Origin of the sequence: Hungatella sp. SL.1.14 (genome assembly GCF_024460495.1) — a bacterium.
GTDB classification, from domain to species: Bacteria; Bacillota; Clostridia; order Lachnospirales; family Lachnospiraceae; genus Hungatella; species Hungatella hathewayi.
Map to the genome: position 1 here is coordinate 1 of NZ_JANFYJ010000287.1, position 305 is coordinate 305.

Annotated in this window: 1 pseudogene; it reads left to right on the forward strand. The window is 52.1% G+C overall.

Annotated features, from left to right (window positions below):
- Positions 1-305, forward strand: a pseudogene (locus NE473_RS31025) (ferrous iron transport protein B); the annotation flags it as partial.

A 305-nucleotide genomic window follows, 5' to 3' on the forward strand; every position in this document is an offset into this window, starting at 1 on the left:
AAGGAAACTGGTTTCAGCAGTATTTGATTTACTTAGAGGCAGAAGAAGCCGTAGAAGCAGAAAAATCCGTAGACAGACGATTTGCGGAAAATCCGGCGCCGCGGATTCTTATCCGGTATCCGGAATACATTGAGGCGGCTATCGCCCGGCTTACCCCGGCGGTAAAGAAGACGGCCGGTGAAGGAGTCAATATCCGCTGGCTCTGTGCCCGTCTTCTGGATTCCAACGAAAATCTGATGGAGGCCGTCCGCATATATCTCACACCGGTGGCAGAATCGGAGGAAGTCTCCTCCCTTCTGATGGAA